The sequence below is a fragment of the Amycolatopsis sp. NPDC114504 genome (assembly GCF_055633595.1).
The window spans coordinates 341,356-368,232 of the sequence record NZ_JBVKDU010000003.1 but is presented as its reverse complement, the minus strand read 5'-3'; the positions used below and the strand labels follow the sequence as shown (position 1 = coordinate 368,232).

At 71.8% G+C, this 26,877-nt stretch carries 28 protein-coding genes; 11 read left to right on the top strand and 17 right to left on the bottom strand.

The features are described from left to right. The first annotated feature begins 37 nt into the window (after positions 1-37). The gene (locus ACZ7PG_RS23110; protein ID WP_470241161.1) at positions 38-1,069 is read left to right on the top strand and encodes an alpha/beta fold hydrolase; all 1,032 of its coding nucleotides are present in this window, start codon (positions 38-40) and stop codon (positions 1,067-1,069) included. A 51-nt stretch (positions 1,070-1,120) separates the two neighbouring features. On the opposite strand, the gene ACZ7PG_RS23105 is transcribed toward ACZ7PG_RS23110, so the two are convergent. From ACZ7PG_RS23105 to ACZ7PG_RS23080, 6 genes are all read right to left on the bottom strand, one after another. Beyond that, positions 1,121-1,552, bottom strand: a complete 432-nt coding sequence (locus ACZ7PG_RS23105) for an organic hydroperoxide resistance protein (protein WP_470241160.1) — start codon at positions 1,550-1,552, stop codon at positions 1,121-1,123. A gap of 71 nt (positions 1,553-1,623) precedes the next feature. Continuing rightward, complete coding sequence (locus ACZ7PG_RS23100) at positions 1,624-3,216, bottom strand: ABC-F family ATP-binding cassette domain-containing protein (protein WP_470241159.1); 1,593 nt, start codon at positions 3,214-3,216, stop codon at positions 1,624-1,626. A 460-nt stretch (positions 3,217-3,676) separates the two neighbouring features. Beyond that, positions 3,677-3,946 carry a hypothetical protein gene (locus tag ACZ7PG_RS23095; RefSeq protein WP_470241158.1) on the bottom strand — a complete coding sequence of 90 codons (270 nt, stop codon included), beginning with the start codon at positions 3,944-3,946 and terminating at the stop codon, positions 3,677-3,679. A 165-nt stretch (positions 3,947-4,111) separates the two neighbouring features. Next, complete coding sequence (locus ACZ7PG_RS23090) at positions 4,112-4,696, bottom strand: TetR/AcrR family transcriptional regulator (protein ID WP_470241157.1); 585 nt, start codon at positions 4,694-4,696, stop codon at positions 4,112-4,114. Then, positions 4,680-5,513 carry a class I SAM-dependent methyltransferase gene (locus tag ACZ7PG_RS23085; protein ID WP_470241156.1) on the bottom strand — a complete coding sequence of 278 codons (834 nt, stop codon included), beginning with the start codon at positions 5,511-5,513 and terminating at the stop codon, positions 4,680-4,682. Before ACZ7PG_RS23085 ends, ACZ7PG_RS23090 begins: the two co-directional genes overlap by 17 nt. 98 nt (positions 5,514-5,611) lie before the next feature. Continuing rightward, positions 5,612-6,571 carry an ArsR/SmtB family transcription factor gene (locus ACZ7PG_RS23080; RefSeq protein WP_470241155.1) on the bottom strand — a complete coding sequence of 320 codons (960 nt, stop codon included), beginning with the start codon at positions 6,569-6,571 and terminating at the stop codon, positions 5,612-5,614. Between the two features lie 462 nt (positions 6,572-7,033). Between ACZ7PG_RS23080 and ACZ7PG_RS23075 the strand changes: the two genes are divergently transcribed. From ACZ7PG_RS23075 to ACZ7PG_RS23055, 5 genes are read left to right on the top strand one after another with little or no spacing between them, the layout of a single operon-like run. Next, a complete protein-coding gene (locus ACZ7PG_RS23075) occupies positions 7,034-9,262 on the top strand; it encodes a HAMP domain-containing sensor histidine kinase (protein WP_470241154.1) in 2,229 nt (742 codons plus the stop codon). Then, entirely contained in the window at positions 9,262-9,702 is a 441-nt protein-coding gene (locus ACZ7PG_RS23070; RefSeq protein ID WP_470241153.1) for a roadblock/LC7 domain-containing protein, read from the top strand. Before ACZ7PG_RS23075 ends, ACZ7PG_RS23070 begins: the two co-directional genes overlap by 1 nt. Continuing rightward, positions 9,699-10,076: a DUF742 domain-containing protein gene (locus tag ACZ7PG_RS23065; protein ID WP_470241152.1), complete on the top strand. Its 378-nt coding sequence runs from the start codon at positions 9,699-9,701 to the stop codon at positions 10,074-10,076. The genes ACZ7PG_RS23070 and ACZ7PG_RS23065 overlap by 4 nt, the downstream gene beginning before the upstream one ends. After that, on the top strand, positions 10,057-10,644 hold the full coding sequence (locus ACZ7PG_RS23060; RefSeq protein WP_470241151.1) for a GTP-binding protein: 588 nt from the start codon (positions 10,057-10,059) through the stop codon (positions 10,642-10,644). Before ACZ7PG_RS23065 ends, ACZ7PG_RS23060 begins: the two co-directional genes overlap by 20 nt. A gap of 19 nt (positions 10,645-10,663) precedes the next feature. Next, positions 10,664-11,422: an MHYT domain-containing protein gene (locus tag ACZ7PG_RS23055; protein WP_470242382.1), complete on the top strand. Its 759-nt coding sequence runs from the start codon at positions 10,664-10,666 to the stop codon at positions 11,420-11,422. A gap of 9 nt (positions 11,423-11,431) precedes the next feature. Here ACZ7PG_RS23055 and ACZ7PG_RS23050 read toward each other — a convergent pair whose 3' ends face one another. Both ACZ7PG_RS23050 and ACZ7PG_RS23045 read right to left on the bottom strand, forming a co-directional pair. Then, the gene (locus ACZ7PG_RS23050) at positions 11,432-12,049 is read right to left on the bottom strand and encodes a PaaI family thioesterase (RefSeq protein WP_470241150.1); all 618 of its coding nucleotides are present in this window, start codon (positions 12,047-12,049) and stop codon (positions 11,432-11,434) included. A gap of 30 nt (positions 12,050-12,079) precedes the next feature. Continuing rightward, positions 12,080-12,841, bottom strand: coding sequence for an SDR family NAD(P)-dependent oxidoreductase (locus ACZ7PG_RS23045; protein ID WP_470241149.1), 762 nt, complete (start codon positions 12,839-12,841; stop codon positions 12,080-12,082). A gap of 66 nt (positions 12,842-12,907) precedes the next feature. On the opposite strand from ACZ7PG_RS23045, the gene ACZ7PG_RS23040 reads away from it, so the two are divergent. After that, positions 12,908-13,438, top strand: a complete 531-nt coding sequence (locus ACZ7PG_RS23040) for a hypothetical protein (RefSeq protein ID WP_470241148.1) — start codon at positions 12,908-12,910, stop codon at positions 13,436-13,438. 47 nt (positions 13,439-13,485) lie between these two features. After that, on the top strand, positions 13,486-14,028 hold the full coding sequence (locus ACZ7PG_RS23035) for a ferritin (protein ID WP_470241147.1): 543 nt from the start codon (positions 13,486-13,488) through the stop codon (positions 14,026-14,028). A 3-nt stretch (positions 14,029-14,031) separates the two neighbouring features. On the opposite strand, the gene ACZ7PG_RS23030 is transcribed toward ACZ7PG_RS23035, so the two are convergent. From ACZ7PG_RS23030 to ACZ7PG_RS23005, 6 genes are all read right to left on the bottom strand, one after another. After that, positions 14,032-14,229, bottom strand: coding sequence for a hypothetical protein (locus ACZ7PG_RS23030; protein WP_470241146.1), 198 nt, complete (start codon positions 14,227-14,229; stop codon positions 14,032-14,034). A 161-nt stretch (positions 14,230-14,390) separates the two neighbouring features. Further along, entirely contained in the window at positions 14,391-16,517 is a 2,127-nt protein-coding gene (locus ACZ7PG_RS23025; RefSeq protein WP_470241145.1) for an alpha/beta hydrolase family protein, read from the bottom strand. After that, positions 16,514-17,623 carry an alpha/beta hydrolase family protein gene (locus tag ACZ7PG_RS23020; protein ID WP_470241144.1) on the bottom strand — a complete coding sequence of 370 codons (1,110 nt, stop codon included), beginning with the start codon at positions 17,621-17,623 and terminating at the stop codon, positions 16,514-16,516. The genes ACZ7PG_RS23025 and ACZ7PG_RS23020 overlap by 4 nt, the downstream gene beginning before the upstream one ends. 19 nt (positions 17,624-17,642) lie before the next feature. Continuing rightward, entirely contained in the window at positions 17,643-18,623 is a 981-nt protein-coding gene (locus tag ACZ7PG_RS23015; RefSeq protein ID WP_470241143.1) for a transporter, read from the bottom strand. Continuing rightward, positions 18,620-19,501 carry an ABC transporter ATP-binding protein gene (locus ACZ7PG_RS23010; protein WP_470241142.1) on the bottom strand — a complete coding sequence of 294 codons (882 nt, stop codon included), beginning with the start codon at positions 19,499-19,501 and terminating at the stop codon, positions 18,620-18,622. The genes ACZ7PG_RS23015 and ACZ7PG_RS23010 overlap by 4 nt, the downstream gene beginning before the upstream one ends. Continuing rightward, the gene (locus ACZ7PG_RS23005; protein ID WP_470241141.1) at positions 19,498-19,893 is read right to left on the bottom strand and encodes a GntR family transcriptional regulator; all 396 of its coding nucleotides are present in this window, start codon (positions 19,891-19,893) and stop codon (positions 19,498-19,500) included. The genes ACZ7PG_RS23010 and ACZ7PG_RS23005 overlap by 4 nt, the downstream gene beginning before the upstream one ends. Before the next feature lie 195 nt (positions 19,894-20,088). Here ACZ7PG_RS23005 and ACZ7PG_RS23000 point away from each other — a divergent pair, with 195 nt between their 5' ends. Continuing rightward, positions 20,089-21,594 (top strand): alpha/beta fold hydrolase, encoded by a 1,506-nt coding sequence (locus tag ACZ7PG_RS23000; RefSeq protein ID WP_470241140.1) that lies wholly within the window; start codon positions 20,089-20,091, stop codon positions 21,592-21,594. Positions 21,595-21,636: 42 nt separating this feature from the next. Here the strand turns inward: ACZ7PG_RS23000 and ACZ7PG_RS22995 are convergent, their stop codons facing one another. Both ACZ7PG_RS22995 and ACZ7PG_RS22990 read right to left on the bottom strand, forming a co-directional pair. Continuing rightward, on the bottom strand, positions 21,637-22,800 hold the full coding sequence (locus ACZ7PG_RS22995) for a glycosyltransferase (protein WP_470241139.1): 1,164 nt from the start codon (positions 22,798-22,800) through the stop codon (positions 21,637-21,639). Positions 22,801-22,876: 76 nt separating this feature from the next. Beyond that, on the bottom strand, positions 22,877-24,220 hold the full coding sequence (locus tag ACZ7PG_RS22990) for an NAD(P)/FAD-dependent oxidoreductase (protein WP_470241138.1): 1,344 nt from the start codon (positions 24,218-24,220) through the stop codon (positions 22,877-22,879). A gap of 177 nt (positions 24,221-24,397) precedes the next feature. Between ACZ7PG_RS22990 and ACZ7PG_RS22985 the strand changes: the two genes are divergently transcribed. Next, on the top strand, positions 24,398-24,955 hold the full coding sequence (locus ACZ7PG_RS22985) for a GNAT family N-acetyltransferase (protein ID WP_470241137.1): 558 nt from the start codon (positions 24,398-24,400) through the stop codon (positions 24,953-24,955). 4 nt (positions 24,956-24,959) lie between these two features. Here the strand turns inward: ACZ7PG_RS22985 and ACZ7PG_RS22980 are convergent, their stop codons facing one another. Continuing rightward, positions 24,960-25,451, bottom strand: coding sequence for a MarR family winged helix-turn-helix transcriptional regulator (locus ACZ7PG_RS22980; RefSeq protein WP_470241136.1), 492 nt, complete (start codon positions 25,449-25,451; stop codon positions 24,960-24,962). Between the two features lie 173 nt (positions 25,452-25,624). Here ACZ7PG_RS22980 and ACZ7PG_RS22975 point away from each other — a divergent pair, with 173 nt between their 5' ends. Continuing rightward, positions 25,625-26,299 (top strand): hypothetical protein, encoded by a 675-nt coding sequence (locus ACZ7PG_RS22975; protein WP_470241135.1) that lies wholly within the window; start codon positions 25,625-25,627, stop codon positions 26,297-26,299. Positions 26,300-26,877: the final 578 nt, after the last annotated feature.

Below are 26,877 nucleotides of genomic sequence, written 5' to 3'. Positions count from 1 at the left end.
TCGTGAAAGTCCCACGGTCTTTCGCACAGGAGTCAAGATGATCAGCAGGAGAAGGTTCGGGCAGGCGTTCGCGGCGGGACTGGCGGCCACCTCCTTGGCGGCCTGCTCGTCCTCGGGTACCCCCGCGGCCGCACCCTCGACCACACCCGACCCGCGGGCCGGCTCGGGCGAACACACGTCGCTCGGCGAGGTCAAGCACGTCGACGCCGGAGTGCTGAACATGGCCTACTACGAGTCCGGGCCGGCGACCGGGCAGCCGGTCGTGCTGCTGCACGGCTGGCCGTACGACCCGTACAGCTACGTCGACGTCGCGCCGATCCTGGCCGCGGCCGGCCACCGGGTGATCATCCCGTTCCTGCGCGGCTACGGCCCGACGACGTTCAAGTCGGCGCGGACCGTCCGCAACGGGCAGCAGGCGGCGGTCGCGCTCGACGTCGTCGCCCTGATGGACGCGCTCAAGATCGACAAGGCCGTCCTCGGCGGCTACGACTGGGGTTCGCGGACGGTGGACATCATCGCCGCGCTGTTCCCGGAGCGCTGCCAGGCCGTCGTCGCGGTGAGCGGGTACATCGTCACGAACCTGGTGGCGAACCAGAAACCCCTGGCGCCGCAAGCCGAACTCGGCTGGTGGTACCAGTACTACTTCGCGACCGAGCGCGGGCGCGCCGGCTACGCGGCCAACCGCCACGACTTCAACAAGCTGATCTGGAAGACGGCGTCCCCGGCGTGGCACTTCGACGACGCGACGTACGACCGGAGCGCGGCGGCGTTCGACAACCCCGACCACGTCGACATCGTCGTCCACAACTACCGCTGGCGCCTGAGTCTCGCGCCGGGTGAGCCGCAGTACGAGGCGTACGAACAAAAACTGGCCGCGGGACCGGCCATCACGGTCCCGGCGATCACGATCGCCAGCGACTTCGACGGCGCGGCCAAGGACGGCAAGGCCTACCGCGCGAAGTACACCGGCAAGTACGAGCACCGGATCCTCGACGGCATCGGCCACAACGTCCCGCAGGAGGCCCCGCGCCCGTTCGCGCAGGCCATTGTGGACGCTGCCCGCATGTGAACGGTCGTGAGTGAGAAACAGTGTTCTAACACTGTTTCTCACTCACGACGGTCAGGCGACGGTGGCGTCGAGGGTGACCTCGATGTTGCCGCGCGTCGCCTTCGAGTACGGGCACAGCTGGTGCGCGCCGGTCACCAGCTCGTCGGCCGTGGCCTGGTCGATGCCCGACGCCTCCAGGTGCAAAGCCGCGCTCAGCTTGAAGTCGCTCGCCTCCGTGTCGTGGTGCAACGTGACTTCGGCGACGACGGCGAGGTCGTTCAGCGGCACCTTCTTCGCGGCGGCGACCCGGCGGACCGCGCCGACGAAGCACGACGCCCAGCCCGCGGCGAACAGCTGCTCCGGGTTCGTCCCGTCGCCCGCGCCGCCGAAGGCCTTGGGCACGGCGAGCGTGACGTCGAGCGCGCCGTCGTCGGAGGTCGCGCGGCCGCCGTTACGGCCCTCCGCGGTGGAGGTGGCGACGGCGGTGTAGGTCACTTCGGACATGGTGTTCCTTTCAGCGGGTGACTCCACCACGCTAGGAACCCGCCCACCACCGCGGCGACCGTCGCACGACGTCACCCGTGTACGTCACCGTTTTCCAGCCGCAGCCACCGGTCGATCCCGATGCGCTCGAGGAAGCGTTCGTCGTGGCTCACGACGACGAACGCGCCGCGGAACGCTGTCAGCGCGCTCTCCAGCTGCCCGGCGCTGACGAGGTCGAGGTTGTTCGTCGGCTCGTCGAGCAGCAGCAGCTGCGGTGCCGGTTCGGCGAACAGGACACAGGCCAGCGTGGCGCGCAGCCGTTCCCCGCCCGAGAGAACACCGACCGGCAGGTGCACCCGCGAGCCGCGGAACAGGAAGCGGGCCAGCAGGTTCATCCGCTGCGACGGCGGCGACGCGGGAGCGGCCGCGGCCAGGTTCTCGGCCACCGAGCGGTCGTCGTCGAGGAGGTCGAGACGCTGGGACAGGAACGCGACCCGGCCGTCGGCGCGGGACACCGAACCGCTGTCGGGCGCGAGATCTCCGGTCACCAGCCGCAGCAACGTGGACTTCCCGGCGCCGTTGGGCCCGGTGAGCGCGATCCGCTCGGGGCCGCGGATCGTCAGGTCGACGCCGTCCGGGAAGAGGCCGCGCGCCCGCAGGCCCTCGCCGGTGAAGAGCGTGCGGCCGGCCGGGACCTCCGTCCGCGGCAGCTCCAGGCTGATCTTCTGCTCGTCCCGGCGCGCCCGCTCGGCCTGGTCGAGCTTCGCCTTGGCCGCGCCGACGCGCGCCGCGTGCGTGCCGTCCGCCTTGCCCGCCGACTCCTGCGCGTTGCGCTTCATGGTGCCCGCGAAGATCTTGGGCAGCCCGGCGCTGCCGAGGTTGCGCGACGCGGTGCTCGCGCGGCGGGCGGCGCGCTCGCGGGCCTGCTGCATCTCCCGCTTCTCGCGCTTGACCTCCTGTTCGGCACTGCGGATGTTCTTCTCGGCGACCTCCCGCGCGGCGTCGACGGCCTCTTCGTAGGAGGTGAAGTTCCCGCCGTGGAAACGGATTTCGCCGCGGTCGAGCTCGGCGATCCGGTCCATCCGGTCGAGCAGCGCGCGGTCGTGGCTGACCACGACGAGACAGCCGGACCAGTCGTCTAGCACGGCGTACAGCCGGTGCCGGGCTTCGCGGTCGAGGTTGTTGGTCGGCTCGTCGAGCAGCAGCACGTCCGGCCGTTTGAGCAGCTGCGCGGCCAGTCCCAGCGAGACGATCTGACCGCCGGACAGCGTGCTCAGCGAGCGGTCGAGCGTGACGTCGAGACCCAGCCGGTCGAGCTGGGCGCGCGTGCGTTCCTCGATGTCCCAGTCGGTGCCGATGGTGGTGAAGTGCGCCTCGTCGACGTCGCCGGACTCGACGGCCGCGATGGCGTCCAGAACCGGTGCGACGCCGAGGATTTCGGCGACGGACGGCTCGCCGCTCAGCGGCAGGTCCTGGGGCAGGTAGCCGAGGACGCCGTCGGCGGTGACGCTGCCCGAGGACGGCGTCAGCGTTCCGGCGACGAGCTTCAGCAGCGTCGTCTTGCCGGAGCCGTTCGGGGCGACGAGCCCGGTGCGGCCGCCGGGGAACGTGGCGGACAGGTGGTCGAAGACGGGGGTGTCGTCGGGCCAGGAGAAGGACAGGCCGGACAGCACGATTTCGGACATGGTGAAGACCTCGTGGTGGTGCGAAGCGAAAGGGGGACGTCGAAAGCGGCCCGCACCGGCACTGCCGGGGGCCTGCACACTCCGGAGCTACCCGGAGATGTCGACGTCACCTGCCACGACTGGTCTCCTCCGTTGATCTTCCCCGTGAAGATAGCAGCTAGGAGCTGTCCTGTAAGTCATCGGAGCCAGAGCACGATGCTTGAGCCGGTTGAAGCACCGAATACGCCTTGTCCGCGATCACCGTCTTCGGCCGACACCTCGGCCGGCCTGGCCCGGGGCCGACGGCGTCGTCTTTGACGATCACCCGGTCGACTGATGGTGATCCCACCACCGCCGTCCACCGCCTTGCCGCGGCGGCAGCAGGGGCTCGATCACCGCCCACGCTTATCCGTCAACTCACCGCGACCGACCACGTCCGCAATCCAACCGGACCGCAGCTGGATCACTTACGAGACATCCCTCAGGCGAGCTCGGCCGAAACGACCGCGGTCAGCTCGCGCAACCGGTCCAGCAGGGGCTCGGTCTCTTCGGCGGCCAGCAGGACGGCGCAGACCATGCTGCTCTCGCGGACGCCGTCCTTGATGTCGACGGACAGCTCGTGGACGAGGTGGCCCGCCAGTGCGCTGACCAGTGCCGGGATTTCTCCGGCGCCACCGACGAAGTACGTGGCGATGCGGCGGCGCAGCAGCATGGCCGAGCGGGTGGCGGGAATGGCGAAGGACGTGGACATGGCTGATCTCCCAGGATGCAGAAGGAATGAGATCGGGGCCAGGTCCCGAGAAAACGCGATCGACGACGCTGCGCGCCGGCGACCTGGGTTCAGCCGGCGCGCCGGGTTACGAGTCGCGAGGACATCATCGGGCGCTGCACGGCGACAGGCTAACACGAGCTCCGCTCACCGGGGCAACACCCGATCGAGGAGGCTGGTCACGGTGTCGCGGTAGCGCTGCGGGTCGAGGTCGGGCTCCCACGAGCGCTGGAGCAGGAAGCCCTGGATGAGCGCGAGCAGGACGCGCGCGAACATGTCCGGCTCGACGCCGTCCGGCAGCCCGATGCCGGCCAGCGCGCGGCCGACGTCGTCCAGCGGGGCGAGTCCCTCGGTGACGATCCGCCGGAGCCGCTCGTCGTGCTGGGCGCGGGCCCAGACGTGGACGGTGACGCGCCGTCGTCGTGCCTCCTCGGGGTCGGCCACCCAGTCGAAGTAGGCGTCGAGGAACCGGCGGAGGGCGTCCGGGCCGCCGTCGGCGAGCGCGGCGCGGACCAGGTCCCGCTCGTGCTCGTGCCGGTCGGCGGCGACCGCCTCGATGATGGCTTCCTTGCCGTCGAAGTAGCGGTAGAGGGCGCCGGCGCTCATCCCGGACTCGGCGACGATGTCCTGCATGGACGCCCCGTCCGGACCGGTCTTCTCGAAGCAGGTCATCGCGGCGTCGAGGATCCGCTGCCGTTGCTTCCGGCGGCGCTCGTCACTGATGCGGGGCACGGGCGCTCCTCGTGGCGACGGCGATCCGGTAGAGCCGCGAGCCGCCGCCGGCTTCGTGGGCCGAGACGTCTTTCCGCAGTTCGAAGCCGCGTGCGGCCAGGAACTCCCGGGTTTCGGTGGGCAGCAACCCGAAGGTCCACGGCTCCCCGGCCCGCGCGACGGCCCGCACCCACCGCCGCGCCTCGGGGAAGGGGCTGGGTTCGCGCAACGCCCGGACGTCGACGTAGGTGAAGACGAGGTCGCCGCCGAGTCCGTGGATGGCCGCGAGGGTGCTGCCGACGGCGTCGGCGGTGAGGTAGTTGGTGACGCCCTCCCAGACGAAAACGCTCGGTTTCCCCAGGTCGAAGCCGTTTTCGAGGAGGCTCGCCGTCAGGTCGTCGTGCTCGAAGTCGACGGGAACGTAGACGGGACCCGGGCCCATCTTGGTGCGCTTCCGGGCCTGGGTGGCGGGGTGGTCGACCTCGAAGACGGCCCGCCCGTCGAGCGCGGCCAGCCGGTGCGCGCGGGTGTCGTAGCCGGCGCCGAGGAGGACGCACTGGGTGTCATCGGTCATGGCGTCGGCGAGGGCGTCGTCGATGACCTCGGTCCGCGCGATCCCGGACGTCCGCGGCCCCGGCCCGGCGACGACGTCGTAGAGGCCGGTGGCGAGCCGCCGGACACCGGGGACGCGCGCGGCCTCGGCGAGAACGCGCAGCGACGGCCGGAGGAAGGCGGTGGCATAGGGGTCTTCGAAGCGTCTCCGCCCTCGGGGGCGGTGGGATTCGAAGGCGCGCTGCAGGGCCATCGTCTCCGCGGTGAAGCTGGCTCTGGAGTCCATAGCGAATGATTGTTCGCGTTGGCGGGTGGGTCGCGCAAGCCCTGGTCCGGAACGTCGCGAATGACTCATTCACGGCGTTCGGCCAGGTACGACGGGGTTCAGCTGGCCCGGATGACGCCCAGCCCCAGCGGCGTGATCTCGTGGATCTGCGACTTCCCCGACCGCGCGCTGGTGATCAGCCCGCTGGACCGCAGCACCGACGCGTGCTGGCTGGCCGTCGCCAGGGACACGCCCGTCAGCTCGGCCAGCTCGCTCGTGTTGCACGGCGTGATCGCGACCGTCACCAGCACCCGCGCCCGCGTGCGGCCGAGCAGGGCCGCCAGGGAGGGGCCCGGCTCCGCGTCGCTGTCGAAGCGGGGGTGGCTGATCGCGTAGACCAGCACCGGCTGGAGGCCCGGGTCCTTGTACGTCGTCGGCATGCCGTGCGCGAAGAACGCCGGGACCAGGCGCAGGCCGCGGCCGTCGAGGTGGAGCTCCTGCTCGATCGGGAAGCGCACCTGCAGCACCGGGGGTGACCACGTGATGTCCGGGTGCACCGTCGAGAGCAGCAGCTGCGGCCCGCCGCGGTCGAGGCTCGACTGCAGCCGGCGGCGGTCGCGGGCGACCGAGCGGCGGATCGTCGCCCAGTCCGGGGCGATGCACTGGCGGTAGTAGTCGTGCAGGGCCGTGCCGAGCCGGTGCAGCTCACGGGCCTCGCCGCCGGCCAGCCGGCGCAGCCACGGCGCCACGCGCGTGCCCTGCGCCGCCAGCTCGGCGACGTCGGTGGCCAGGGTCGTCGAGGAGGTTTCGAGCACCGCCGAGACGCCGTCGCCGATCGTGGTGTGCCCGGCCGGGGTGAGGAAGTCCGGGCAGTACCCGTACGGCGGGACCGCGGACATCAGCAGCCGGCCGGACTCCGGGACCGCGGAGCGTGACCCCCGGCGCCACCGGCCGAAGAACGGCTCGCCCTCCGGACGCCGGATCCGGTAGCTGCTCATGAGCAGCTCCCACATCGGGTCGGCGTCCTCGGCGATGGTCAGCTTCGCCAGGTCCGCGTCCGTGAAGTGAATCTTGAGCATCGACGTACCGCCCTTTCCCGGGCGAGAATAGCCGCTGGTGACGCGCGGTCACGCCGCACTGTGACCTGGCACCTTTCGTGCAGGTGCGAAACCTCCGTTGTCCGGTTGACGCCGCTCGCGTGCCACTGGCACGTTCATGCCCGCACGGCCGCCGACGAAGTCGCGTGCCGGGTGCGGACCGGCTGGGGGTCGGTCCGGCCACGAGTCCTCAGTGGACAGTGGTCGGCGGCGCGGTCGGAGATTCACGGAACCGCGGGGAATCCGGGCGGTCCGCTCACCCTCCGCGAAGGCGAAATGCCACGCTGTGGAAGTTCACCCTGTGTAGCTGGTGCGTACGGGGGAAACGGCCGGTGTTCCTTGACAGCGCCGCCGTCGCCGGGGTTATGTCTCCGTTCTGAATTCCGTGGAAGAAATCCAGGAAATCGTTCTCGGGCCACCGGTACGAATCGAGCCACGCCACCGATGAAAGAAGATGAACCGCTGCGCCGTCGTTCCACCGCGTCGTGGAATCCCGGCACCTGGCGGCTGCGCACCAAGATCTCCGTCGTGTTGTTGCTGCCCGTCCTGGTCGCGTTGCTGCTGGCCGGTGGACGCGTGCAGGCCGAGCTCGACCAGGCGGGCGCGCTCAGCGGGGTGCGCGACCAAATGCCGGTCGTGCAAGGGATCGCCGAGCTCACCGGGCTCGTCGACGACGAGATGATCCACGACGGCGGGGCCGCGCAGACCGCCGCGGTCGACGCGAAAGCCGCCGTGATCCGGCACGACGCCGAATTCGCGCGGCTGAGCCCGGAGATTTCGCGGACACTGGAAGATCAATTGGGAAAATTGGCCGGTCTGCGCCAGCAGGACGGTTCCGCCGGTGGGAAAGCTCCCGCCTACCACGACTTCGTCGGCTCCCTCAGCGAAGTGATCCCACGTATCGTCGGCCAGGCCGGGAATGTCGATCTCGACGCCGCGGCCGATATCACGAAAGCGTTGACGCAGCTGAGAGCGACGCTCGCCGGGCAGGAGGTCCCGGGTGGCCGATCGGCGGACGCGCTCGCCGCCGCCGTCGCCGAAGAGTCGGTGCTCACCGGGCAGATCCGCCGGGCGTTGCCCACCGGTGCGGTGGCCGCGCGGTTCGCCGCCGCCACCATCCCCGGCGCCGGCGGGCCCGCGGCCAAGCGCGCGGCGCTCGGCATCATCCTGACCGACCAGGCGAAAACGCTTTCGGACGCGGTCGGCGCGCGGACCGACCGCGCCCGGTCCGACGCGCTGCGCGACACCGCGCTGGTGCTCGCCACACTGCTGGGCGCCCTCGCCATCGCGCTCGCCGTGGCCCGCTCGGTGCTCGCCCCGATCCGGCGGCTGCACGCGGCCGCGGTCGACACGGCGCGCCGCCGGCTGCCGGGCACCATCGAGCGGATCCGGGAGGGCGAGGACGTCGACTGGCAGGCGACCGAGCGGCTCCCCGTCGACTCCGAGGAGGAGATCGGCCAGCTGGCCCGCGCCTTCGACGACATGCACCGGCAGGCGGTGCGGCTGGCCGTCGGCGAGCAGGCCGAGATGCGGATCCAGGTCAGCGAGATGTTCATGACGCTGTCGCGGCGCAGCCAGTCGCTGGTGGAGCTGCAGCTGTCGGTGATCGAGGACCTCGAAGCCGACGAGCAGGACCCGCAGCGGCTGGCCGAGCTCTTCCAGATCGACCACATCGCCACCCGGCTGCGGCGCAACGGCGAGAACCTGCAGGTCCTCGCGGGCGGCCGGCCGGTGCGCCGGGACATCGGGCCGGTCGCGACGGTCGAGCTGCTGCGGGCCGCGACGTCGGAGGTCAAGGACTACCAGCGGATCACGCTCGGCAACGCGCCCCGCGGGTCGGTGCAGTCCGAGGCCGCGGCCGACGTCGTGCACATCCTCGCCGAGCTGCTGGAGAACGCGATCCGGTCGTCCCCGCCGGACGAGCAGGTCGTGCTGACCGCCGACCGCGGGTTCGACGGCGGCGTGCTGATCGAGGTCGTCGACGTCGGCCTCGGCATGACCCGCGAGGACCTCGAAGCGGCGAACGCCCGGCTCGCCGCCGGTGCCTCGGTGAGCCCGGAGACCACCCGCCGGATGGGCCTGTTCGTGGTGAGCAGGCTCGCCGCCTCGCACGGGATCACCGTGCGGCTGCGGCCCACGACCACCCGGACCGCGAGCGCCGGCATCACCGCCAGCGTGCACGTCCCGGGCGTGCTGATCCTGGTCGACCTGCCGGCGCGGCCCGGGCTCCCGGGGCTGCCCGAACGGCCGCCGGCGGTCAACGGCGCGGCCCGGCCCGAGCCGGAACCCCGGTGGCCCGCCGAAGAGCCCGCCGCCGTCGCGGCGGACTCGCCGATGCCGACGCCGATCTTCGACCAGATGCTGTCGCACTGGTTCGCCGACGACCGCGCGAAACCGGCGCGTCCCGCCGACTGGGCGACGCCGGCCGACGACGTCCGCCAGGCCGCCGAAGCCGCGGTCGGCTCGCCGGACGACCTCGAGCTCACCGAGTCGGGCCTGCCGACCCGGAATCCGGGCGCGCAGCTCGTCCCCGGCTCGGTCGCCCCGCGGCAGCCGCAGCCGGCCGACCCGTCGTTCCGGGACCCGGCCGCGGTGCGGAACAACCTTTCCCGGCACTACAGCGGCATGCGCGCGGCCCGCCACCGGGTCGCGACCGACCCGAAGGGCCAGTGATGAGCACGAGCGCGCGGCAGGAAGGAGCGGAAGTGACCGACCAGTCCCGGAACTGGCTGGTGTCGGCGTTCACGCAGGAGGTGCCCGGCGTCGCGCACGCCGCGCTCGTCTCGGCGGACGGCCTGCTCGTGGCGTCGAACGACTCGATGCCGCGCGACCGGGCGGACCAGCTCTCGGCCATCGCGTCCGGCCTCTCGAGCCTCGCGCTCGGCACGGCCGACCTGTTCACCGCTGGCCGGGTCGTGCAGTCGGTCATCGAGATGGAGCAGGGCTTCCTGATGCTGATGAACGTCGGGGACGGGTCGAACCTGGTGGTGCTGGCCAACCCCGGCTGCGACATCGGCCTGGTCGGCTACGAGATGACGCTGCTCGTGGACCGGTTCGGGAAGATGGTCGAGACACCCGCGCGGCCAGCGGCCGCTCCGGGAGCGAGCCGGTGACGGAAGGCCGGCGACGCGAGGGCGGGCGGCACGCGGCGTCACTGGCCCGCCCCTACGCGTGGACCGCCGGCCGCACCCGGCCGAAGGTCGACATGGCGGTCGAAGCCCTCGTCGAAACGACGGCGGCGGGGCGGACGGCGCCCTTCAGCCCGACCAACCCCCTGGCCGCGGTGACGCAGCTGTGCCTGCACCAGCGCTCGGTGGCGGAGGTCGCGGTGCACCTGGGCGTGCCGCTGGGCGTGGCCCGGGTGCTCATCGGCGACCTGCTGGTCGCCGGCCAGGTGTCCATCCGCGACACGCTCCCCGCGGACGCCTCCTTCGACGAACGCAACGAACTGCTCGAAAGGGTCCTCAGTGGACTACGTGCACTCTGACAGGCGGATCACCTCGGCCAAGATCGTCGTGGCCGGCGGGTTCGGCGCCGGCAAGACGACCTTCGTCGGGGCCGTCTCCGAGATCGACCCGCTGCGCACCGAGGCCGTGATGACGGCCGCGGCCGTCGGCGTCGACCGGACCGAAGCGGTGCCGGGGAAGTTCTCCACGACGGTGGCGATGGACTTCGGCCGGCTCACCCTCGCCGACGACCTGATCCTCTACGTGTTCGGCACGCCGGGCCAGCACCGGTTCTGGTTCATGTGGGACGACCTGGTCTGCGGCGCGGTGGCGGCGATCGTCCTGGTCGACACCCGCCGGCTCGCGGACTCCTTCGCGTCGATCGACTTCTTCGAGTCACGCGGGGTGCCGTTCCTGGTGGCGGTCAACCAGTTCCAGGACACCCGCCAGCACCCGCCGGAGCAGGTGCGCGAAGCCCTCAAGGTCCCGGCGGAGGTCCAGGTGGTCACCTGCGACGCGCGTTCGCCGGAGTCGACGAAAGAGACCCTCATCGCCGCGGCCGAGTACGCACTCGCCGCGTTGCATGCGCCGCGGCAGCGGCAAGCCTGACAGGAGCACGGAAATGACCATGGACCACGACGACTTCGCGATGGGCCACTGGCTCGTCGTGCTCGCGTACCTGACCTCGGTGGTGGGCTGCGCGCTCGGGCTCGCCTGCACGCTGCAGGCGCGGACCACGGACAACGCGCGCACCCGGCTGACCTGGCTCGCGTTGGCGGCGGTGTCGATCGGCGGGGTCGGCATCTGGGTCATGCACTTCATCGCGATGCTCGGGTTTTCGACGCCGGGACTGCCGGTGCGCTACGACATCCTGCGCACGGCGCTGTCGGCGGTCCTGTCGGTGGCGGCGGTGTTCTGCGGGCTGCTGGTGTTCGGCGTCCGCAACCGGTTCGCCTGGAAGCGGCTGCTGCTGGGCGGGCTGCTGACCGGGCTCGCCGTGAACGTCATGCACTACACCGGGATGTGGGCGGTCCAGATCAAGGGGACGATCGGCTACGACCCGACGCTGGTGGTGCTGTCGGTGGTGATCGCGGTGGTCGCGGCGACGGCGGCGCTGTGGTTCACGGTCGGGCTGGACAAGCTCCTGCCCCGGCTGGTGGCGGGCCTGGTGATGGCGGCGGCGGTGACGGGCATGCACTACACGGGCATGGCGGCGGTCCGGCTGCACCTGGACCCGGCGGCACCGGACCCGTCGGGCGCGGAGGTGTTCTCGTTCCTGTTCCCGGTGTTCGTGCTGGCGGCGCTGGCGATGGCGGTGCCGATCTGCGCGGTGCTGATGGCGTCGTCGAGCTCGGAGTCGCCCCGGCACACGACGCTGGTGCCGTGAGGTCGTGACTCAGTCCTGGACCGGTACCGGGAACCGGTCGGCGCTGAAGTGGACGAGGATGGCCTTGGCCGTCGCGCAGATCTCGGCGCCGGCCCGGAGGGTGCCGGTGGCGTGCAGCTTGCGTCCGTCCCGGCGTTCGAGCCGTCCCTCCGCGACCAGCGGCACACCGTACGGCGTGCCGCGGAGGTAGTCGATCGTCAGCGACGCCGTCATCCCGGGGTAGCCGGCCGCGGCGGTGGCCCGGCCGAGCACGTGGTCCAGGACCGCCGCCACCCAGCCGCCGTGCACGCGGCCGGGCGGTCCTTCGTGCGCCGCGCCGAGGAGGACCTCCGCGCGGACCTCGTCCGGCCCGACGTACGTCCACGACAACGGTGGCGCCAGCGGGTTCCCGGGTCCTTCCAGGGGGTTGTTGACGCTGAGGTGGCCGCCGCCCTCGAGCGCCGCCAGCAGCAACGGCGGTGCGCCGCCGGTCGCCCGCAGCGCGGCGGTGACCGCCTCGACCCGGCTCGCGGCGGCGGCCAGGTCGGCGTCGTCGCCCGCGCACACGGAAGCGTCGATCAGCTCGCGGATCCGGGACCCGAGCAGCGCCCGCCCGGGCGGCACGCCGTCGACGATCGGGAAGGTCATCGCGCCCCCAAAACTAGAACGTGTTCCACGTTACCAGGTCGGCCGCGCGGTGACCCCGCCGTCGACGACCAGGTCGTGCCCGGTGATCCAGGAAGCCAGCGGGGAAGCCAGGAAGACGCACGCGTCGCCGACGTCGGCCGGCGTGCCCAGCCGGCCCAGTGGGGCGGCGCGCCGCCACCGCTCGACGCCTTCGGGCCAGTCCCGCTCCAGCCCCGGACGCGAGATCAGGCCGGGCGACACAGTGTTGACGCGGATCCCGCGCAGCCCGTACTCCAGCGCGGCACCGCGGGCGTGCATCACCAGCGCCGCCTTGGCCGCGCTGTAGTGGACGTGCCCGGGCGCGGGCTGCCGGGCCTCGATCGACGCGATGTGCGTGACGCTGCCGCCGTCTCCCAGCAGCCGGCTTGCCGCCTGGGTGCAGGAGAACGCGCTGGTCAGGGTGCTGTCCAGCATCGACTGCCAGCCTTGCGCCGTCAGGTCCGCGAGGGGTTCGACCGGCTGGACGCCGGCGTTGTTGACGAGCGCGTCGAGCCGTCCGCCCCAGTCCGCGACGGCTTCCAGCAGGGCGTGACAAGCGCTGTCGTCGGTCAGGTCGGCGGCGAACGCCCGGGCCCGCCCGCCCGCGGCTTCGATCGCCGCGACGACGTCGTCGCCCGCGCCGGGACGGCGGTGGTGCACGGCCACCGCGCTGCCCGTTTCGGCGAACCGCAGCGCGATCCCGCGGCCGATCGTGCCGCTCGCGCCGGTGACGCAGGTGACCGTGCCGGAAAGATCGAGAAGGCGGCTCGGCACCCGCCGATCGTAGCCGGGCCTCGATCGGCGGGCGTTTTCGGCGGATTTCGCGAGTATCGTGCCCGCATGATCTCGCCGGTGCCGACCGCTCTCGTCCCCGCCGCACCGGCTTCGGCCTCCGTGCCCTGGTGGGGCGTGCCCGTGATCGCGGGCAGCTTCCTGCTCGCGGGCGCGGTGCTCGCGTTCGTCGCGATCGCGGTGAGCGACCGCCGGAAGCTGAACCGGGAGGACCGCCGCCGGTGGGACCGGGAGATCCGTGACACCTACCTCGAGATCACCCGGCACCTCGCCCGGATCACCGCCTTCCGGTACCAGGTGCTCACCGACGAGGACGAGCGCCGCCTGCGCTACCAGGCCGGCGCCTACGCGCTCGCGGGCATGCGGGAGCAGGTCGCGATGCTGGAGGTGATCGGGACACCGGCGTTGATCTCCAAGGCCCACGAGCTGGAAGATCGCTGCGGCGTGGTCGTTTCGCTGTGGCACGAGCTGATCAACCCCGGAAAACCCGAGTACCGGGCCCTGCACACCGCCCGGAACGAGTTCCTGGACGCGGTGAAGGACAGCATCCGGGTGGAGCAGTACCAGCCCCGCGCTTGACGCGTGTGACGGGTGCGCGGGGCAGCCCGGCGCCGTACTTTGTGGGCATGGCCGACACCCAGCGTTCGAAGTTCTCCGAGCTCCTGCAGGAGCAGATCCGGCACGAGTTCACCGCCGCGCAGCAGTACGTCGCCCTCGCCGTCTGGTTCGACGCGCGGGATCTGCCGAGGCTGGCGAAACGCTTCTACCGGCAGTCGATCGAGGAACGCAACCACGCGCTGGCGATGGTCCGGTACCTGCTCGACCGGAGCCAGCCGGTGGCGATCCCGGGCAGCGGCGACGTCCGGAACGACTTCTCGAGCGCGCACGAGGCGATCGAGCTGGCGCTGGCGCAGGAACGGGCCGTGACCGCCGACATCGAGGCGATGGCGAAGGCCGCGCGGCTGGAGGAGGACTACCTCGGCGAACAGTTCATGGCCTGGTTCCTCAAGGAGCAGGTGGAGGAGGTGGCCCAGATGTCCACGCTGCTCACGGTCGTCGAGCGCGCCGCGGACAACCTCTTCGAGGTCGAGAACCACCTGTACCGCGAGGCGGCCACGGGCGCCGAGGAGGCGCCGGACATGCCGCCGGTCGCCGGCGGCAAGCTCTGACGGCTACATGAAGGTGGTCAGCCAGTTCGCCGGCCAGAACGTCTGGCTCAGCACCACGGCGAGCAGGCCCAGCGTCGCGGCCGCGACGGCGAGGACGGCGGTGCCCAGCAGGACGGAGAGCAGCGACTCCTGACCCGGCGTGGAGTGCCGCTGCTGGGCGGCGAACACGAGACCGCCCAGCAGGGAGAACACCGCTGTCACGGCGCCCAGCGCGAGCGCGGCCGCGGCCGCGCGGGTCAGTCCCCGGCCGGGGGCCCGGGGCCGCGGCGGGGCGGCGGGCCACCGAGGCGGTGCGGCGGGTTGTGGCCGATCCACGAGAAAGCGGAAGCGGCACACCCCCACGAGTGCCGCTTCCGCCGTTTTCAGTGGCAGAACGAGACTTCCGGATACCCGGGCTCGTCGAGCACCGGCCGTGCCTCGCCCCGCAGGTGCTGGTCGAAGAAGGCGTTCACGTACGCCCGCGTGATCTCCTGGGTGCGCAGAGCCGTGGTGGTCGCGCCGATGTCGACGCCGAGCTCTTCTCCCACCAGGCCCACGTCGGTGAACGACGCGTGTTGCGTGCCCGCCACCTCGAGCCAGCGCCGCCAGCCGGTCAGCTGGGCCCAGTCCCGCTCCCACGGCTCGTTCCCCGGCGCGCAGGCCGTCGCCGCGTTCTGGTGGCTCATGAACATGAACGGCCGGGACAACCCGGGCGGGGTCAGCGGAACCTCCGTGCGGCCGTCGATGTCGATGCCGGCCAGGACGCGCGGGTCCGCGACCATCGTGGGCAGCGTGCTCGCCCCGCCCATGGAGTGGCCGGCCATGCCGATCCGGGACGCGTCGATCAGCGGCGCCCACTTCTTCGAGCGGGTCAGGGAATCCAGCACGAACGACACGTCGGCGGCCCGGCCGAGCTCCAGCTTCGTCCAGAACGCGGAGTCGTGCGGGACCTCGCACGACGCGCAGCCCGCGAACCGCCCGTCGGGGAAGCTGGTGCCGGTGTTCTCGTAGGTGTGGCCGACCAGCGCGACGGCGTACCCGTGGCTCGCCAGGTCCTCGGCCAGCGCGCTGAGCGTGGCGCGGGGTTTCGTGTAGCCGGGCGAAAGCACCACCAGGGGCAGGTGAGACCCCGCCGGGCGGGCGTCGGCGACCGAGTTGGTCACCAGCCGGGTGAGCAGGTCCGGCGGTGCGTCCAGGCCACTGCCGGACAGCAGCGCCGCCGACTCGGCCGCCGTCACGTACCGCGTCTTCGGCCCGTGCGAAGGCACCGCCGGGTAGAAGAGCGACACCATCAGCTCGCGGTGGGGCACCGACGGCACCCACGGGTCCGGCCGCGATGGGTCCTTCAGGTACACCTGCGCGCTGCCCACCGGCCGGTCGCCGGTCGGTGCGGGCAGGTAGGGCGTCGACGTCATGGCGAAGCTGACCTCCGGGTAGCGCGACGACGGCTGGTCGAGCAAGGGCTGGGCCCGGCCCTCCAGGTGCTCTTCGAAGAATGCCCGAACGTAGGCCGCCGTGACGGCCTGCCCGCGCGCCGCCGGCGTCGTCGCGCCGAAGTCGAGGCCGAGCTGTTCGCCCAACAGGCCGATGTCGGTGAACGACGGGTGCGCCATGCCCGCGACGACCAGCCAGCGCTTCCACCCCGTCAGCTGCGCCCAGTCCCGTTGCCAGGTACCGGATTCCTCGCCGGTGCCGGGCGTGTACGTGTCCGCCCGGCCCAGGAACAGGAACGGCCGGTCGAGCCCGGGCGCGAGCAGCGGGTCGTCCGTCGTGCCGTCGATGTCGATCCCGGCCTTGATCCGCGGGTCGGCCACCATCGCGCCGAGCGCGCTCGCGCCGCCGACCGAGTGCCCGGCCATGCCGATCCGGGACGCGTCGATCAGCGACGCCCACTTCGAGTGCGTCAGCGAGTCCAGCACGAACGAAACGTCCTTCGCCCGGCCTCGCTGCAGCTTCTTCCAGAACGCGTCGTCATAGTTGCCGCAGGCCGCACAGCCGGTGACGTGCCCGTCGGGGAACGTCGTGGCGACGTTCTCGTAGGTGTGGTCGACCACGACGACCGCGGTGCCGTGGCTCGCCAGGTCTTCGGCCAGCGACGTCAGCTCGGCGCGGGGCCGCTTGAACCCGGGCGACAGGACGACCAGCGGCAGGTGGTGCCCGGCCGGCCGGGCGTCGACCGCGGCGTCGGTGTGCACGGTCGTCATGACCGACGCCGGAATGCCGGTGATGCCGGCCTCGTCGAACACCGCCTGCGCCTCGGTCTCGGTCATGAACTGCTTCTTCGGCCCCTGCGCGGAAACGGCCGGGTAGAACAGCGACACCATCAGCTCGCGGTAGGGCACCGTCGCGACCCACGGGTCGGGACGCGAGGTGTCCTTCAGGTACAGGGAAGTGGTGCCGACCGGCAGGCCGCCGGTCGGCGCGGCCAGCGACAGCGCCGGTGACGCCGACGCCGGCACGGGCAGCGTCAGCGTCAGCGTCAGCGCGGTCACCATCAGGAGGATCTTCATCCGATGAATGTCACTTCCGGGTAGGTGGGCGAAGGCGCGGTCAGCAGCGGTTGCGGAAGGCAGCGCAGGTTCAGGTCGAAGAAAGCGCTTACGTAGTTCCGCGTGATCGTCAGGGCCCGGTAGGCGTCGATCGACGCGCCGATGTCGACGCCCAGCTGGTCGGCGAGCACGCCGAGGTCGGTGAACGAGCTGTGCACCGTGCCGGACACCATGAGCCAGCGCTTCCACCCGGTGAGGTGCGTCCAGTCCGTTTCCCAGTCGTCGTAAGGACCTTGCTGACCGGGGACGTAGTTGTCCATGCTGCCCAGGAACAGGAACGGCCGGGACAGCCCGGACGCCGGGAGCGGGACGTGGATGCTCCCGTCGATGTCCGCCCCGGCGCGGATGCGCGGGTCGGCCAGCATCGCCTGCGTCGTGATCGCACCGCCCGCCGAGTGGCCGGTCATGCCGATGCGCCGCGGGTCGATCAGCGCGCCCCACTTGGGTGAGCGCAGCAGCGAGTCGAGCACGAACGACGTGTCCTTCGACCGCACCTGCGCGAGCTTCTCCCAGAACCCGGGCTGGTCGTCGACTTCGCAGGCTTCGCAGCCGGTGACGTGCCCGTCGGGGAACGTCGTGGCGCGGTTCTCGTGGGCGTGGTCGATCGCCGCGACGGCGTACCCGCGGCTGGCGAGGTCCTCGGCCAGCGCGGTGAGCGTGGCCCGCGGCTGCGTCCAGCCCGGCGACAGCACGACCAGCGGCAGGCCGTGCCACCGCCCGGCCGGTTTCGCGTCGACGACGGCGTTCGTGCGGACGGTGCTCAGGACGTCCAAGGGCAGCCCCGGGATGTTCTCCCGTTCGAGGTTGCGCTCGGACTCGAGCGGCGTCATGTACTGCTTCTTCGGCCCGTTCGCCGAGGTCGCCGGGTAGAAGACGGAGACCATCAGCTCCCGGTAGGGCACCGTAGCCACCCATGGGTCGGGGCGCGAAGTGTCCTTGAGGGACAGTGAGGTGACACCGACGGGCTCGTGGCCGGTCGGGCGGGGCAGGTAAGGCGTCGTGCTCGCCGAAGCGGGTGACGCGGACAAGGTGAGGGTCAAAGCGGTGGCTACCGCGAGAGTGCGCATGATTCCCCCAGGAATCGGTTCAGGACAGGTGACGGACGCGGCGGAAGGAGAACCAGGTGAGCAGCGCGGTCATCGCGAGGAAGAGCGCGAGTTCGAGCCACTGCAGCGGCCAGAACCGCGAACCCGGCTGGTAGGTCAGGCGCTGCTGGTAGCCGTGGGCGCCCAGCTGCCCCATGCACTGTTCGACGTTGCCGCGGTCCGGCACCGGGCCGCCCGGCCTCGGCAGGCAGTTCCGCACGAAGTCCGGCAGCGGGGAGGCCAGGTTCCCGGCCGGGTCGATCGTTTCGTTCGCCAGCACCCACGCGCCGGCCGGGTTCCGCACGCCGATCTCCTGCACACCGGATTCGTTGCCGGTGATGTTCGTGATGTTGTCGCCGACGATGGCGACCGTCATCGTCTGCGGCGGCAACAGGTACGGGCGCACGAAGTTCGGCACCACGAGCAGCACGGCGGCGAGCACGACGAGCGTGACGGCCATGGCGGCCACCGTCCGCTTCAGCAGCATCCCGACCGCGACACCGAGCGCGAGCGCGAAGGCCGCGTACCCGATCGGGACGATGCCGCGCGCGCCGAACACCACCGGCGCGATGCGCGAGAACATCTCGCGGTCGGTCTGCTGCGCCGCGAGCGCGTCGATCGGGCTCGCCCACCACGACACCGCGACGCTCAGCAGGCCACCGGCGACCATCGCGGCGAGCAGGCCGAACCCGAGCTTGGTGGCGAGCCACCGCTTGCGCGTGACGGTCTGGTTCCACACCAGGCTGTGCGTGCCGCTCTCCAGCTCGCGCGTGATCATCGGGACGCCCCAGAAGACGCCGATCACCGCGGGCAGCAGGTAGAGCACCAGGATCGTCCCGCCGAACATCGCGTCCTGGTCGGAGAAGTTCGTGCGCCCGACCAGCTCCGGCCCGGTGATCGCGAGCACGGCGCCGATCAGGACCAGCGCGGCGGACACGGACAGCACGGGCAGGCGGAACTGGCGCCAGGTCAGCCAGGTCATCGCAAGACCTCCAGGGCGGGGCGGGCGGCGGTGGGGTTGCTCATGTACTCGAGGACGAGGTCTTCGAGGCCGATCTGCGCGACCGTCCAGGCGGGGTCGAGGATCGGTGCCTCGGTGCGGACGAGCACGGTGGTCTGGCGGTCGGTGTGCTTCGCGGAGACGACGTGCTGCTCCGCCGGCAGCGAGTCGACCTCGCGGCGCGGCCCGGAGAGCCGGTGGTGCGTGGAAAGCAGCTCGTCGACGTCGCCGATCACCCGGACCTGGGAGTCCACCAGCACGACGAGGTGGTCGCAGACCCGTTCCAGGTCGTTGACCAGGTGCGAGGACATCACGACGGACAGCCCGTGCTCGGCGACGGCCTCCATGAGGTCCTGCAGGAACTCCCGCCGTGCCAACGGATCCAGCGCGGCGACCGGCTCGTCGAGCAGCAGCAGCTCGGGGCGCTTGGCGATGCCGAGGGTGAGCGCGAGCTGCGCGCGCTGGCCGCCGGACAGCTTGCCGGCGTGCTGCTTCGGGTCGAGCCCGAGGCGTTCGATCCGCTTCTCGGCGAGCGTGGTGTCCCACCGCGGGTTGAGGTGCGCGCCGAGCCGCAGGTGCTCTTCGATGCTCAGCCCGGTGTAGACGGGCGTGCTCTGGGCGACGTAACCGACCTTCGCCAGCTGGTCCGGGCCGCTGCCGGGCACGCCACCGCACACTTCGATGGTGCCGCTCGTCGGCTCCAGCATGCCGGACGCGATGTTCAGCAGGGTGGACTTGCCGGCACCGTTGGGACCGACGAGCCCGGTCACGTGACCGGCTTCGATTTCGAGCGTGCAGCCGGTCAGCGCCCACTTGCGCTTGTACTTCTTGCCCAGTCCCTGGGCACGCAGGACGGTCACGCTATGTCCTCTCTGGCGGAGTCGCGAAACGTGGACATCAGCAGGGCCTCGATGCTCTCTTCGTCGAGGCCGGCCTTGCGGGCCTTCCCCAGCCAGCGGCGCAGGTCCTGCCGCAGCGGTGCGAGCGCGGCGAAGGAGGCGCCGCCGTTGAGCGTCGCGGTGACGAAGGTGCCGACCCCGGGCCGGGCCGAGACGAGGCCGTCGTGCTCCAGCTCCCGGTAGGCCTTGAGCACGGTGTTGGGGTTGATCGCCAGGTCGGCGACCACGTCCTTGACCTTCGGGAGCTGGTCTCCCTTGTCGAGCAGACCCAGCCGCAGCGCGTGCCGCACCTGCTGGACCAGCTGCTGGTACGGCGACAGGCCCGAGCGGGCGTCGAGGTGGAATTCGATCATCGGCAACTCCATTTAACTAGGTGACTAGCACTATAGCTAAGGAGTGGAAGTGGGCGCCAGGGGTTCTTCCGGGAACCTCCTCCGGCCGGATCGCGAATGACTCGTGGAACCTCGGCGGGCGCCCCGCGTCTGTGGAGGTGATCGTTTTCTCCGACGAAAGGGTTCTTCGTGCGTCGTTTTCCTGGGGGAGGCATCGTGCGCGGCGTGGTCGTCGCGCTCGGCGTCTCGGTGGCCGTCGCGGCCGGACCGGCCGTGGCTTCGGCCTCCGTCGACAGCGTTCCCACTCCGAACCTGAGCTGGACCGGCTGCGAAGACGGTTTCCAGTGCGCCACCGCCGCGGTGCCGCTCGACTACGACCGGCCGTCCGGCGCGAAGATCGACCTCGCGCTCATCAAGCTGCCCGCCACCGATCCCGCGCACAAGATCGGCACGCTGTTCGTCAACTTCGGCGGCCCGGGCGCGTCCGGCCTGCAACGCCTGCGGGAGCGCGGGAAGTGGCCGTGGCTGTTCTCCGACCAGCTGCGCGCGCGGTTCGACGTCGTCTCGTGGGATCCGCGCGGGATCGGGAACAGCACCGCCGTCCGGTGCTTCGACACCCTCGCCGAGCAGGAGTCCTTCTTCGGCTCGTTCCCGGAGATGCCGGGCGACCCGAGCGGCAACGCGGCCTTCTACGCCAAGTCGAAGGAGCTGGCCGATCGCTGTGCGGCCAAAGCGGGCCCGATCCTCGACCACGTCTCGACGGCCGACACCGCGCGGGACCTCGAACTACTGCGCCGCGCGGTCGGTGACGCGAAGCTGACCTACCACGGCATTTCCTACGGGACCCAGCTCGGCGCCACCTACGCCAACCTGTTCCCGAACCGCATCCGCGCCATGGTGTTCGACGGCACGATGGACTTCACCGGCAACTCCACCGGGCACGACGGCAGCGGCAAGAGCGTCCCGCTGGACACCCGCCAGGACGTCGCCACCGGCATCTCGCAGACGTTCGACCAGTTCCTGCGCCTGTGCACGGAAGCCGGTCCGAAGTGCGCGTTCTCCTCGGGCGACCCGAAGGCGAAGTGGGCTTCGATCACCGCGCGCGCCAAGCAGGCGCCGATCACCTCGGACGGCGAAACGTGGACGTACTCCGGGATCATCAACGCGGCGGCGGACCTGTCCGACTCGCGGGGCTGGCCGGACATCGCGTCGCTGCTGCAACGCCTGTACGACGCTCCTCGCACGGCCGTCGCGTTCAAGGCGGGCGAGCCGTACACGTCCAACCGCACCGAAGCCTTCAACGCGATCCAGTGCGGTGACAGCGATGTGCCGACCGACCCGGCGATCTACAGCCGGTACGCCGAGTCCGAGGACCAGCGCGTCCCGTACTTCGGCCGGATCGCGGTGCTGGACATGATGAGCTGCGCGTTCTGGAAGGGGACGGCCGCGGACCGCTACACCGGCCCGTGGAACCGTCCGACGTCGGCGGAGATCCTGGTGCTGAACAACCGTTACGACCCGTCGACGCCGCTGGCCGGCGCTCGCGACGGCGCGGCGGAACTGGCCAGGGCTCGCGTGTTCGTCACCGAGGGGTACGGGCACTCGTCGATGTACGTGCCGAGCACGTGCACCGAGCAGGTGAAGCGGGACTACCTGATTTCCGGGGCGTTCCCGGCCGCGGGCAAGACCTGCGCGATCGACGCGAGCCCGTTCGCGGGCTGAGGCCGGGCGGGCCTCGCCGGGAGCTCCGGCGAGGCCCGTCGCTCAGACCAGCTCGACGAGCCGGTTCGCGGCCGTCGTCGCGCCGTCGGTGCGGATGTCCACGCGGCCTTCCGCGGCGAGTGCCTTGGCCAGCGCGGCGGACAGCGACTCGGCGGTCGGCACCGGGTCCGGATGGGCCGCGCCGATCCCCAGTTCGGCCACCCGCTGAGCCCAGTAGGGCTGGTCCGCGATCCGCGGCACCACCACCTGGGGCGCGCCGGCCCGGGCGGCCGTCGTGGTGGTGCCCGCGCCGCCGTGGTGCACGACCGCCGCCACCCGGCGGAAGAGCGCCTGGTGGTTGACCTCGCCGACGACGAAGCAGTCCACGGCGTCGTCGACCGCCGTCAGGCCGGCCCAGCCGCTGCCCAGGACGACCCGGCGCCCGTGCGCGCGGATCGCCTCGGTCGCGATCCGCGCGATGCCCTCCGGCGCGTACGCGGCCATGCTGCCGAAGCCGACGTACACCGGCGGCTCGCCGTCATCGAGGAACTTCGCCAGATCGTCCGGGAGCGGCCGGTCGTCGGGCAGGATCCACGCGCCCGTCTGCCGGACGTCCAGGTCCGTCGGGCACAGCACCGGATCCGCGGCCAGCCACGGCCGATCGGTGAAGACGTGGTCGCGGACGTTCTCCACCGGCGGTAGGCCGAGCGCCGCCCGGTGCCGGTGGAGCGCCGGGCCGTACAGGGCGTTGACGCGCTCGGCGTCGTGGCGCCACAGCACCCGGTTGTCGGTCTCGCCCGCCGGGGACGGCGTGCCCGGCCGCATCCCCGGCGGGAAGTGCGGCGACGGCAGCCCGTGCAGGTGGTAACACGCGTACACGTACGGGATCCCGGCCCGCTCGGCGACGTCCCGCGCGCCGGCGGGCAGCAACCCCTGTGCCACCACCACGTCACAGTCCTTCGCCACGGTGGCGAGCGTGTCGAACCGCGCGGTGACCAGTTCGTCCGCGAGCGCGAACGGGTCCGGCCGCTCGCGGGTCACCACCGAGCGCACCGACGGGCCCAGCGGCACGTGCGCCACCCCGGCGCGCTCCAGCAGCGTCACGAAATCCCCGTCCGGTGGCGCGCAGACCACCGAGTCCACGCCGAGCCCGCGCAGGGCCACCGCCAGCCCCGCCAACGGCTCGACGTCCCCGCGCGATCCCCACGTCGTCAGCAAAACACGCATGCGTTCCCCCTGTTGTCGCTGGTTGCGCGGCCATTGTGGGGGACGACCCCGGCCTTGCGGCAAGCCCCGGGGTCGGCTATACCTTGAAGGGGGCGGGGAGTTCTTCCCCAGTCCATTCCGGACGGTCACCGCCGCTGACGAACGCGTCGCGCGGGTGCTGCACCGAAGCCAGCGACAGGATGTCCCGCCCGAACAGCGCGGCGGTCAGCCACACCGCGAGCACGCGGACCTTGCGTTCCCAGCTCGGCACGGCCAGCACGTGGTAGCCGCGGTGCATGAGCCACGCGGGCAGGCCGGTGATCACCAGGCGCCGGTACTGGAAGATGCCGCGGCCCAGGCCGAGCGTCGCGATGGCGCCGAGGCCGTGGTGGACGTACGGCTTCGGCTCGCGGCCGCGCAGCGTCGCGATGATGTTGCGGGCCAGCAGTTTTCCCTGCCGGTAGGCGTGCTGCGCGTTGGGCACCGTGCGCGCGCCCGGGACCGGCGAGGCGAGGTCGGGCACCGCGGCGTCGTCACCGGCGGCCCAGGCGTCCGCCACGCCCTCGACCCGCAGGTCCGGCCGCACGACGACCAGGCCGCGCTCGTCGACGGGCAGGTCGGTGTGCTTGCCGAGGACGGGGTTGGCGCCGTTGCCCGCCGTCCAGACGATCAGCTCCGAGTCGAACTCCTCGCCCGTCGAAAGCGTCACGTGCCCACCGGTCGCCGACGTCACCAGCGTGTCCAGGTGGACGCGCGCGCCGCGGCGTTCCAGCTCGCGCACGACCCAGCGGCCCGGCCGGTCGGTGACCTCGGGCAGGATGCGGCCCGACGCCTCGACGAGGTGGAACCGCAGCTCGTCGCGGTGCAGCTCCGGGTAGCGCTTGAGCAGCGCCGTCGCGAGCGACAGCAGTTCGCCGAAGCCCTCGACGCCCGAGAAGCCACCGCCGACGAAGGTGACGGTGAGCAGCTTCCGGCGTCGCGGGCCGTCGGGCAGCACGGCGGCACGGTCGAACGAGGTGAGCAGCCGGTCGCGGATCGCGACGGCCTCCTCGACGTGCTTGAGCCCGATCGCCTGCTCGGCGACCCCGGGCACGGGCAGCTTCCGCGTGACGGCCCCGGCGGTGACGACGACGAGGTCGTAGCCGAGCTCGAAGGCGTCGCCATCGGTGGGCCGCACGGTGACGACGCGGTGCGCGTGGTCGATGGCGGTGACGGTCCCGGCGACAACGCGGGTGCGGCGCAGGTGCCGCCTGAGCGACACGGCAGCATGCCGCGCTTCGACCGCCCCGGCGACGACCTCGGGCAGGAACGGCTGGTAGGTCAGGTAGGGCCGCGGGTCGACCAGGGTGACCTCGGCTTCGTACTGGCGAAGCTTCTTCTCGAGCTTCCAGGTGGCGTAGAACCCGGCGTAACCACCACCGACGATCAGGATCCGGCGCATCTCGTCCTCTTTTCTCGCTTCACCCTTTGGACGAGGTGGTGGGGGAGGACGTGACAGGGATCCGCGTCACAGGGAGGACGCGTTCGCGGTGGTGCTCCTCGCCACCTCGGCCGGGCCGTCAAGCCGCGCTGGAGTGGCGGGGTTCACGACGAGGCCCGCTTGCGGCAGGATCGCCGGGTGACCTACACCACGCGGTCCCTGGACGCCTCGACGTGGGACGCGTTCGCGGAGCTGGCCGAACGCAACAACGGCGTCTTCGGCGGCTGCTGGTGCCTCGGGTTCCACCCGGAGGGCAAGCTGCGCGGATCGGTCCGCCGCGAACTCAAGCAGGAGCGGGTCCGGACCGGCGGCGCGCACGCGGCGCTCGTGTTCGACGACGACGGCGTCGCGCAGGGCTGGTGCCAGTACGGGAGCCCGGACGAGCTGCCTCGCATCAAACACCGGCGCGAGTACGACAAGGCCGCGCCGCCGCGTCCGGACTGGCGGATCACGTGCTTCTTCGTCGACCGGAAACACCGGCGCGCCGGGGTCGCCCGCGCGGCGCTGGATGGGGCGTTGACGCAGATCGGCGCGGCCGGCGGCGGGCTCGTCGAGGCGATCTCCGAGGTGACGACCGGCCGGGACGCGCCGGGCCGGTTCCTGTTCAGCGCGACCGTCGAGCTGTTCGAGGAGTCCGGGTTCACCCGCGTGCGGCAGGTCGGCACGCACGCGTGGGTCGTGAGCCGCGTGGTCTGAGCCGTCAGCCCCAGATGTCTTCGGGTGCCGCGGCGGCGGGCGGTTCCCCGCCGGCTTCGGCGAACGCGGTGAGCGCGTCGACGAGCCCCTGCCGGCTCTCCTCCGGCATCCGCGCGACGATCTTGGCGATCTCCTTGCGCCGCCGGGTCGTCACCTGCCGGACGATCCGGCCACCCTCGCGGGTGATCTCCAGCACGATCTCGCGCCGGGACACGGGACTGTGCCGCCGGTCGACCAGCCCGCCGGCGACCAGCCGGTCGACCATGCGGCTGGCGGTGGACGGCGTGACCCCGAGGTGGTCGGCGAGCGTCGCGTGCTTGAGCGGCCCGCGCGTGTGCAGCACGACGAGGAGCCGGAACTGCGGCAGTGTCAGACTGTCTTCGGCCGCGGCGATCGACCGGACGGACACCGCCACCAGCAGCCGTGACGCGGTGAGGACCGCGTCGGTCAGCGTGTCGACGCTCGCGGCGTCGATGCCCGGGTTCGTGCGGGTCATGCGGTCCAGTGTGCCGGAGCGGCCATGCCCCGCCGGGGTGACCCCCGGCTTGACAGCGGGCCGCACGTCTCGCACTATGCGAACAAGTGTTCGATGACTTTCTCCAGGGTGCGCCCGCGGCTTCCGCGGTGGGTGTCTCCGGTGCGAGTACGTGGTGCTGGAGGTGAGCGGTGGTGGCGGTGCCGGAGGCGCTGGCCGGGCTCACGGCGATCCCGGGAGTCCGCACGGCGGCGGATTCGCCGTCGTCGGAGGTGTTGACGGTGCTGCCACCCCTGGCGAGGCTGCTGCCGGGAGGCGGGTTGCGCCGCGGCACCACGATCGCCCTGGGCGGCGCGACCTCGCTGGTCCCGGCCCTGCTGGCGGCGGCAACCCGCGACGGTTCCTGGGCGGCGGTGACGGCATTGCCGGAACTGGGCCTGGCCGCGGCGGCGGAGCTGGGCGTTGCCCTGGAACGGCTGGCGCTGGTACCCCATCCCGGAGCGGAGCTGACGGGCGTGTTGTCGGCACTGGTGGACGGGTTCGACCTGGTGGTGCTCGGACCGGTCGCGGTCCAGCCCCAGCTCGCACGTAGGGTGGCGGGCCGGGTTCGCAGCAGGGGAACGGTGTTGCTGACGCTGGGTTCGTGGCCGGGAGCGGACTTGGAGCTGCGCGTGTCCGGACGTCGTTGGCACGGACTGACGCAGGACGGGTACGGACACCTGCGAGCCCGCGAGGTAGTGGCGACAAGCCGCGGCCGGGGGGCAGCGGTCCGCCCGTTGTCGGTGCGGCTGCAGCTGCCTGGGCCGGGCGGGAGTTTGGCGGCGGGGGAGCCACCGGAGCGGCGTCGCTTGGCCGAGGTGGCCGGGTGAGTTGTGGTGCGTGGGTTGGGTTCCGCGGCCCGGGATGCGCTGCGGGGCTTGCGCAATGACTGGCCGGCGGCGGTTGTTCGCGCCGGCTGGGATGCGCTGCGGGGCTTGCGCAATGACTGGCCGGCGGCGGTTGTTCGCGCCGGCTGGGATGCGCTGCTGGGCTTGCGCGATGACTGGCCGGCGGCGGTTGTCCGCACCGGCCGGGTCTGCGCGATGAGCGGGGAGCCAGGGTGCGAGCCGGCCGGGTGTTTCGCCGCGGCCGCACGGTGAGTCGCGCGAGTTGCGGTGCCAGCCCAAGGATGTACGGCCGGGCGGGCGCCTCGCCGCGGTCTCGCGATGGTCAGCGGGCTGCGATGTGTGGCCGAGCGGGTGTCTTGTGGTCGCGTGGGGGTCGGTGGGCCGTGTTGTCCGGCCGGGCGGGCGCCTTGTTGTGGTCGCACGACGGTCGGCGGATTGCGTTGTGCGGCCGGGCGGGCGCCCTGTTGCGGTCGCGCGATGGTCGGCGCGGCCGAGCAGGCACCTCGCCGCGGTCTCGCGATGGTCGGCGCGCCGCCGCGGTTGGCGGCGCCGGCCGGGGT